This window comes from Pseudomonas sp. P129 (assembly GCF_020312195.1).
In the GTDB taxonomy this organism is placed as follows: Bacteria; Pseudomonadota; Gammaproteobacteria; order Pseudomonadales; family Pseudomonadaceae; genus Aquipseudomonas; species Aquipseudomonas fragariae.
In genome coordinates, this window is the sequence record NZ_JAGPYS010000013.1 from 86,945 (window position 1) to 93,867 (window position 6,923).

6 protein-coding genes and 1 pseudogene are annotated in these 6,923 nt (G+C 60.9%); 2 read left to right on the forward strand and 5 right to left on the reverse strand.

Annotated elements, in window-relative coordinates:
- Positions 1-29 precede the first annotated feature (29 nt).
- Positions 30-884: a LysR family transcriptional regulator gene (locus KBY02_RS22900; protein ID WP_058822608.1), complete on the reverse strand. Its 855-nt coding sequence runs from the start codon at positions 882-884 to the stop codon at positions 30-32.
- Between the two features lie 74 nt (positions 885-958).
- Here KBY02_RS22900 and KBY02_RS22905 point away from each other — a divergent pair, with 74 nt between their 5' ends.
- Entirely contained in the window at positions 959-1,891 is a 933-nt protein-coding gene (locus tag KBY02_RS22905) for a DMT family transporter (protein WP_225650782.1), read from the forward strand.
- A gap of 33 nt (positions 1,892-1,924) precedes the next feature.
- On the opposite strand, the gene KBY02_RS26655 is transcribed toward KBY02_RS22905, so the two are convergent.
- The 3 genes and pseudogenes from KBY02_RS26655 to KBY02_RS22915 form a co-directional block, all read right to left on the reverse strand.
- Positions 1,925-2,797, reverse strand: coding sequence for a methyl-accepting chemotaxis protein (locus tag KBY02_RS26655; protein WP_412548794.1), 873 nt, complete (start codon positions 2,795-2,797; stop codon positions 1,925-1,927).
- Positions 2,798-2,830: 33 nt separating this feature from the next.
- Positions 2,831-3,853 (reverse strand): annotated as a pseudogene (locus KBY02_RS26660) (methyl-accepting chemotaxis protein); the annotation flags it as partial.
- A 269-nt stretch (positions 3,854-4,122) separates the two neighbouring features.
- Positions 4,123-5,250, reverse strand: coding sequence for a saccharopine dehydrogenase family protein (locus KBY02_RS22915; protein ID WP_032655363.1), 1,128 nt, complete (start codon positions 5,248-5,250; stop codon positions 4,123-4,125).
- 154 nt (positions 5,251-5,404) lie between these two features.
- On the opposite strand from KBY02_RS22915, the gene KBY02_RS22920 reads away from it, so the two are divergent.
- On the forward strand, positions 5,405-5,920 hold the full coding sequence (locus KBY02_RS22920) for a GNAT family N-acetyltransferase (protein ID WP_024651263.1): 516 nt from the start codon (positions 5,405-5,407) through the stop codon (positions 5,918-5,920).
- Positions 5,921-5,963: 43 nt separating this feature from the next.
- Here KBY02_RS22920 and KBY02_RS22925 read toward each other — a convergent pair whose 3' ends face one another.
- Positions 5,964-6,833, reverse strand: coding sequence for a TauD/TfdA dioxygenase family protein (locus KBY02_RS22925; RefSeq protein ID WP_104683907.1), 870 nt, complete (start codon positions 6,831-6,833; stop codon positions 5,964-5,966).
- Positions 6,834-6,923: the final 90 nt, after the last annotated feature.

The window sequence follows — 6,923 nt, forward strand, 5'->3', positions numbered from 1 at the left end:
ATAACACACTTCGGCTGCAGTGTTCCCGGCTAAACCCGAAAATACTTCTGCAGGGCCTGCGCCAGCAGGCTCACCGCCTCGTCGTTCTGTGACGACGGCGAGCGCAGGAAGACGATTTCGTGCTCGGGTATTTCAGGCAGGTCATCGAGAATCTGCATGGCTTGCGTGACCCCGCTCCGATCGATGAGGCTGATCGCCAGGCCCGCTTCCACACAGGCCTTGATCGCCTGATTGGACGGGCTTTCGAGGACTACACGGATTTTGCGGCCATTGTCTTTGAGTGAGGCCAGCATGGCTTCACGATAAGGACATTGCGCTGCGTGAACGGCCAGCGGCACCGGGTCAGCGGATGCCAGTGCAACGCTGGCCGGCCCGACCCAGACCGGCTTGGTCGATACCAGAAACTGCGCATCAGCACTCAGCTGCCCTTTGGGTTGCGCGATCACTGCTGTCTGCAACTTGCCACGCGCAACCTGCTCGCGCAGGGCGTAGCTGGGTGCGGATTTCAACTCCAGCACGACATTGGGCCACGCGGCCGCGAACACTGGCAGGATGTCGCGAATGACATGCACGGCGTACTCATCCGGAACCCCCAGCGTGATGCGTCCGGCCAGATGAGTGCCTTGCAGATCCGCCAGCACCCGGTCGTGCGTGGACAGCAGCTCTGTCGTCGACAACAGCAGGCGCTTGCCCAGCGCCGTCAGCGACACTGCCTGGTTGTCCCGATTGAGCAAGCGCCCGCCTGCCACGGCCTCAAGGCGCTGGATATGCACACTCACCGCTGCCGGGCTTTTATGAAGTTGCTCGGCGGCTGCGGAAAACTTTCCTATCCGCGCCACCGCATGAAAGGTGCGCACCAGTTCGATGTCGAGAATGGCCGTCATGATTCAGAATTCCTGAATAACTCATGCAGTTAATTTTGATTTATTAGACTACGCCGGTTTCGTAACCTGTGTCCATGAACCCATACCTGTCGATTGCTCCGAGCGTCTCGCGGCCTGCCTGGCACCAGGCCATTCCTCTGCCCCTGCTGGAAGCTGCGCTGGTTCTGACCTGGAGTTCGGGCTTCGTCGGCGCACGCTTTTCCCTTGACCACGCGCCGCCGCTGCTGGTGGTGTTCTGGCGTTGTGTGGTGGTCACCCTGATCCTGCTGCCTTTTGTCGCCAGGCAACTGAGGTCGATCCCGGCTGCCACGCTGCTGAAAAACGCAGGTATCGGCTTGCTGGCCATGACCGGCTACGTCGCCGGGGTCACGCAGGGCATTGCGCTGGGTGTGCCTGCCGGCCTCGCTGCGCTGTTTGCCGATTTGTTGCCGATGGGCATGGCACTCCTGGCGGCAGTAGTGCTCGGCCAACGGCTGGCCTGGCCAATCTGGGCAGGGCTGTTTGTCGGGCTGATCGGTGTAGTGCTGGTGACCTACAGCGCGCTGGCGGTGGGTGACGCACCGCTGTGGGCCTACGGCCTGCCGCTGCTGGGTATGTTTTCGCTGGCCATTGCGACGTTGTGGCAGAAAAAATCCGGTACCGCGCAACCCATGGCACTGCTGCCCAACCTGTGGCTGCAATGCGCTGTCTCCAGCGTCGCCTTCGCGATCATTCAAGGCACACAGGGCAGCCTGGCGCCTGTAGCCAGCACCGGCTTTGCGCTGAGCGTGCTATGGACGGTGGGGCTGGCAACCCTGGGCGGGTACGGACTGTATTGGGTGTGTCTGCGCCGCGCGTCAGCCACCCGCGTCGCCAGTGTGCTGTACCTCAGCCCACCGGTGACGATGCTCTGGGCCTGGGCGATGTTCGACGAACCGCTGTCCTGGCAGATGGCGTCAGGCATGGCGGTGTCAGGTATCGGCGTGTGGATGGTGGTGCGGGCGGAACAACGGCAGTCGGCCTCTTGATGGGGTCAGGAGGCCGACTTGGCCTGGCGCAGATTAAATCTTGAAACGCGCGACCATGCTCTGCAAATCGCTGCCCAGACGGGCCAGCTCGACGGTCGATGCTGCGCTTTGCTCGGTGGCCGAAGCGGACTGATCGGCAATGTCGCGAACACTGAGTACGCTGCGGTTGATTTCTTCGGTCACGGCGCTCTGTTGCTCGGCCGCGGTGGAAATCTGCTGACTCATCTGTTCAATGGTGCCAATGGACTGGTTGATTTCCACCAGCGCCTGTTCAGCCTGACGAGCGAGCACCACGGTGCCTTCAGTGCGCTGCAGGCTGGCGTCCATCAGGCCCGAGGCGGCGCCTGTACCTTTTTGCAACGCCTGGATCAGCGCTTCGATTTCGGTTGTGGAGTTCTGCGTACGCTGAGCCAGCGAGCGGACTTCGTCAGCCACCACGGCAAAACCGCGACCCTGCTCGCCTGCCCGTGCAGCCTCGATGGCTGCGTTGAGCGCCAGCAGGTTGGTCTGCTCGGCGACCGCCTTGATCACGTCAATCACGCTGCCGATTTTGCCGCTGTCTTCGGTCAGGCGCTGCATGGCTTCACCCAGTTGCTGTACTTCACCGGCCAGTTGACCGATTTCGCGCGTGGCATGCTGCACCACACTGCTACCGTGCGCGGCGCGCTCGCTGGCCTGCTTGGCGGCTTGCGAAGCGTCTTCGGTGTTGCGCGCCACTTCCTGTACGGTAGAGGCCATTTCGTTCATGGCGGTGGCGACCTGATCGACTTCGTTTTTCTGCAGGGTGACACCCGCGCTGGTCTGCTCGCTGACCGCAGACAACTGCTCGGCCGCCGTGGCGATCTGCGTCACACCGTTGCCGATGCCACCGATCAGACCGCGCAGCGAAACGGTCATGTGTTGCATGGTGTTCTGCAGCAGGCCCAGTTCGTCCTGGCGGGTGGTGCTGCTGTCATGGGTCAGATCACCGTCGGCAATACGGCGCGCCGCAATCACGGTGCTGTTCAACGGCACGGTAATCTGACGCGTGATCAGGAACGCAGCAAAGATGCCGACCAGCAGCACGACCAGCGCTACGCTGAGCAATTGCACCACAGCGGTTTGTTGTTCTTTCTTGGCACTGATGACCTGCAGCGCCGCCAGATCATCGGCACGGGCTGCGGTCGCTACGGATTGCTGTTGCAGGTCATTGCGGATCTGCTCGGTCTGCTGAAGCATGTCCGAAATCGACGTCATCAGCACTTTGTACTGTTTCAACGCCACCAGCGCGGCATCCACTGCGGCATTTGCCTCGACAGGCAACTGGCTGCGAGCGGCATCCACTTGCGCAATCAGGGCGTCGGCGGCCTTATAGGTGGCCTGACGGTTGTCGGCATTCGGAACGCTCAGGTAGCGGCGAAACACCAGACGGAAATTGGTCATGCCGTTACGCAGGTCGCCAGCGATCTTGACCTGCCTGATGCCGGTTTCATTCGGCGCGCGCAAGGTGTCGTCAATGGTCTTGTTCAGCAGATTCTCGAAGGTCGCGCTGACGTCATCGGACACCTTGATGATCGGTTTCAACGCTTCATCGACTTTCTGATTGATGCCGACCAGCTGGTCGAACGTCTGCTTCAGACCGCCCACCTGCTCCTTGATCTCGCGCAGCTTGGCCAGGTTGCTCGAGATCACGAACACCTGCAGGCCCTGATCGACACTGCGGCTCAAGGTATCCAGCGCGCTGGCGTAATTCTGCACACCTGCGGCGGTAGGGCCGGTCGCATAGGCTTGCGCAGCGATCCGGGCATTCAGAACGTCAGCCTTGATCTCGGCGACCTTGCTGCTTTTGCCCATGCGCTCGATCAGCAGGTTGGTGCTGGAGTAACCGATCACGGTAACGGTCAGTACCCCGAGCAAAATAGCGGCAAAGCCCAGCCCGAGCTTCTTGCTGACTTTCAGATTGTCCAACCATTTTGCGCTCATTACGTGTGTGCCTTTAATTTTTCCGGAATACCCGTGAGTCGGCGCTGAAAGAGTTAACTTGATAGTTAATGTGTCTGGAATAACGGACCGGTCGAGAGAGAGGACCTCGCACCCCCATGAATTACGGGCTCAGGGATCGATGATTAAGATTTATTTAAGTTGCATGAGCAGAATTTTCCGATGATTGGTGCTGTAGAAAACAGCAAGAAAGTGCCACTAAAAAGCCACATCAGCAGCCTGTACAGAGCCATCGGACATCTACAGCAGTGTCAGACGTTATGGTTCGTGAAATGAACATCCAGCCGGATGTTTTCCGGCTCATCGATTGCCGCCAGGTACTCGTCCGCAGTGATTTCTCCGACGCAGGCCCGAGCGCCCGGTTGTGGACGATAGCCACCGGCCATTTTGCTGCTCAGCGCGACGGCGGCACTGCCGGGAATCTCCGGCCCCTTGTCGTTCAGTGCAGTCAATTGCGCACGCATGTGCAACGGCTGGCCGCCGAGGTCGAGGCCATCGACATCGATGTACATCGCGCTCTTTCGATCACCCCAGTGTTCAAAGCGCGCGCCCCAACGGTACAGGCGCTCGGCCCACGGCGCAGGATCGCGCAGCAGCCCGCAGCGAATCGCCAGCGCCAGCAGCCAGGTCGCGATGCCGCCGGCCTTGAGCGCGGAACCGGCCTTGAAGCTCAGGTTCTGCGCGGCGTAGCGTGTCGCGAATACATCCAGGTCCGGGACGTCGACATTGGCCACCAGCCGCGTGCCCATGCCGTGCATCCGGCGCAGGGTCAGGCCCATCCAGCCGTAAACGTCGTGGACCTTGCCGTTGCGCAGTTGCCTGATCGGTCGTCCGGCATTGGCCAGCACGCCGCGCACAGTCGACAGACCGGGCATTTTCGCTGCCGAGGAGATGCCATGCTCTATCGAATCGATACGCAGAAAACGCTGCCGATGCTGATCGATGATGGCGGCCGAAAGCGTCGGCACCGAGCTGCACCCGCTCAGCACGCTGACACCTGCCTCACGCGCCTGGGCATCGAGGGTAGCGATACCGGCGACAAACGTCCGGCAATCGGCCAGGTCGCAATAATTCACGCCCGCTTCGATGCAATGCCGGGCCACAGCATACGACTGCCCCTGAAAAGGCCCCGCGGTGTGGATAAGCAGATCAATGCCCAATCCACCCAGCTCAGTGCCCGCGCCGTCCTGCATGATGTCCACGCACCAGCTCTCGCAGAACCTGCCCCCCAGCGTTTGCAGTGCGGCGACCTTTTCCGCCAGTTTGCGCGGGTCACGACCGGAAATGACCAGATCGATGTGCGGCATCATCACCAGATGATTACAGATGAGGCTGCCGAAGTTACCGTAGCCACCGATGACCAATACGCGAAATGCCATTGACTCGTCCCTGACCTGCCGAAGGATATGACCCTGCCTGGTTGCGTCACGATTACCGTGAGCAATGGCGATGAAATGCGCGTGCATTATTGATCATTGACCGCAGGCCGAGTACAAAACCCTGTGCCTTTTTTGATTGTCCTGGGAGCAACGGATGCTGGAACTACACACCGAACGACTTTATCTGCGAACCCTGCTCGCCAGCGACTGGCCACTGTTTTTGAGGCTGCATTCCGAGCCCGAGACCATGCGCTACGTATTCGGAGAAATCGAAGAGGCGCAGATCCGTAAAGGCTTCGATCATCGCCTCCCCGAGTGGACGCCGGCGTCCGATCACTGGCTGTGCCTGGTGGTAACACACACACAAAACGATGCAGAGCTGGGGGTCAGTGGCTTTCGCATCCTGTCGCCGGGTCATGCCGAAGTGGGCTGTCTGTTACTGCCGGAACATCAAGGCAAGGGCTTCGGCACCGAGTCACGCCGGGCAATCATCGACTACGCCGCTGCCATCGGCCTGGATTCACTGGAATCGACCGTGACCGACGGCAACATCGCCTCCTGCAAGGTCCTGGAGAAATGCGGCTTCACCTTCGAGCGCCGCGTCCCGCAGGCCTATCAGATCGGCGATCAGTGGTTCGACGACCTGATATACCACCTGCCACTGCGCTGATGAAGCAGCTGAACGGTGTTCGCCGGTCAATCCGCAAGCGCCTTCAGGCCTGAGGCCGCCCTCCGAGAATCGTCACCCGCTCGCCATAGCGCGAGTGCGGGAAGTAATCCCACACCGCGTGATGCTGGGTGCAACGGTTATCCCAGAACACCAGCGTGTTCGGTTCCCAGCGCACGCGACAACTGAGGCAAGGTTCGCGGGCGATCAGATCGAACAGCATACTCAGCACGGTGCGGCTCTCGCCGGGCGAGAGTTGCACGATATGCGAGGTGAACCCGGAATTGACGAACAGGCTGCGACGTCTGGTTTCGGGGTGGCGAACCACCACCGGGTGCTCGCTTTTCGGGAGGCCGGGAGGTGGCTGATAGCCCTTCCACGGAATCTCGCCATCGTGAATGGCTGTCAGCCCGCCGAGAAACTGCTGCATCGCCGGCGAGAGCATTTCAATGGCCAGGTGCATGTTGGCAAACAGCGTGTCGCCGCCGGTGCCGATGGCGGGTGTCTCCTTGACGTACAGCATCGAGCCCATCGACGGCTCCAGATCAGCGGTGCCGTCGGTGTGCCATAGCTCGCCCGCAGCGAAACGCGATTGGGCGTTGGCGCGCACCACGACCAGTTCCGGGTCATCGCCATCGATGCTGTCCACCGGCAAGGCGCGCAACGGACCAAACAGTCGGCCGAATGCCTTGTGCTGCTCGACCGTCAGGTGCTGGTCGCGAAACACCAGCACGTGATTTTCCAGAAAGGCCCGGCGGATTTCCGTCAACTGCTCCGCACTGGGTGGCTGCGACAGATCGACACCGCCGACCTGGGCACCGATGATCGGTGTCAGGCGGTTGACCGTGATGCTCTGATACGGCGCACGCACGGCGCCTGCGATGCCTTCTATGGCCTTGAGTGCCATTTGATCCATGATCCCTCACCTTCAGGTTGTTGGCATGGCCGATCACCATGCCCGTGGTTCGTTTGCGGGGACGTCAGCCCCGCCTGAAAAGCCTGCCGT

What these genes read in the sequence shown, in the direction of transcription:
- KBY02_RS22900 (WP_058822608.1), bottom strand. Translation starts at nt 884, where the DNA reads ATGACGGCCATTCTCGACATCGAACTGGTGCGCACCTTTCATGCGGTG.
- KBY02_RS22905 (WP_225650782.1), top strand. Translation starts at nt 959, where the DNA reads ATGAACCCATACCTGTCGATTGCTCCGAGCGTCTCGCGGCCTGCCTGG.
- KBY02_RS26655 (WP_412548794.1), bottom strand. Translation starts at nt 2,797, where the DNA reads ATGCAACACATGACCGTTTCGCTGCGCGGTCTGATCGGTGGCATCGGC.
- KBY02_RS22915 (WP_032655363.1), bottom strand. Translation starts at nt 5,250, where the DNA reads ATGGCATTTCGCGTATTGGTCATCGGTGGCTACGGTAACTTCGGCAGC.
- KBY02_RS22920 (WP_024651263.1), top strand. Translation starts at nt 5,405, where the DNA reads ATGCTGGAACTACACACCGAACGACTTTATCTGCGAACCCTGCTCGCC.
- KBY02_RS22925 (WP_104683907.1), bottom strand. Translation starts at nt 6,833, where the DNA reads ATGGATCAAATGGCACTCAAGGCCATAGAAGGCATCGCAGGCGCCGTG.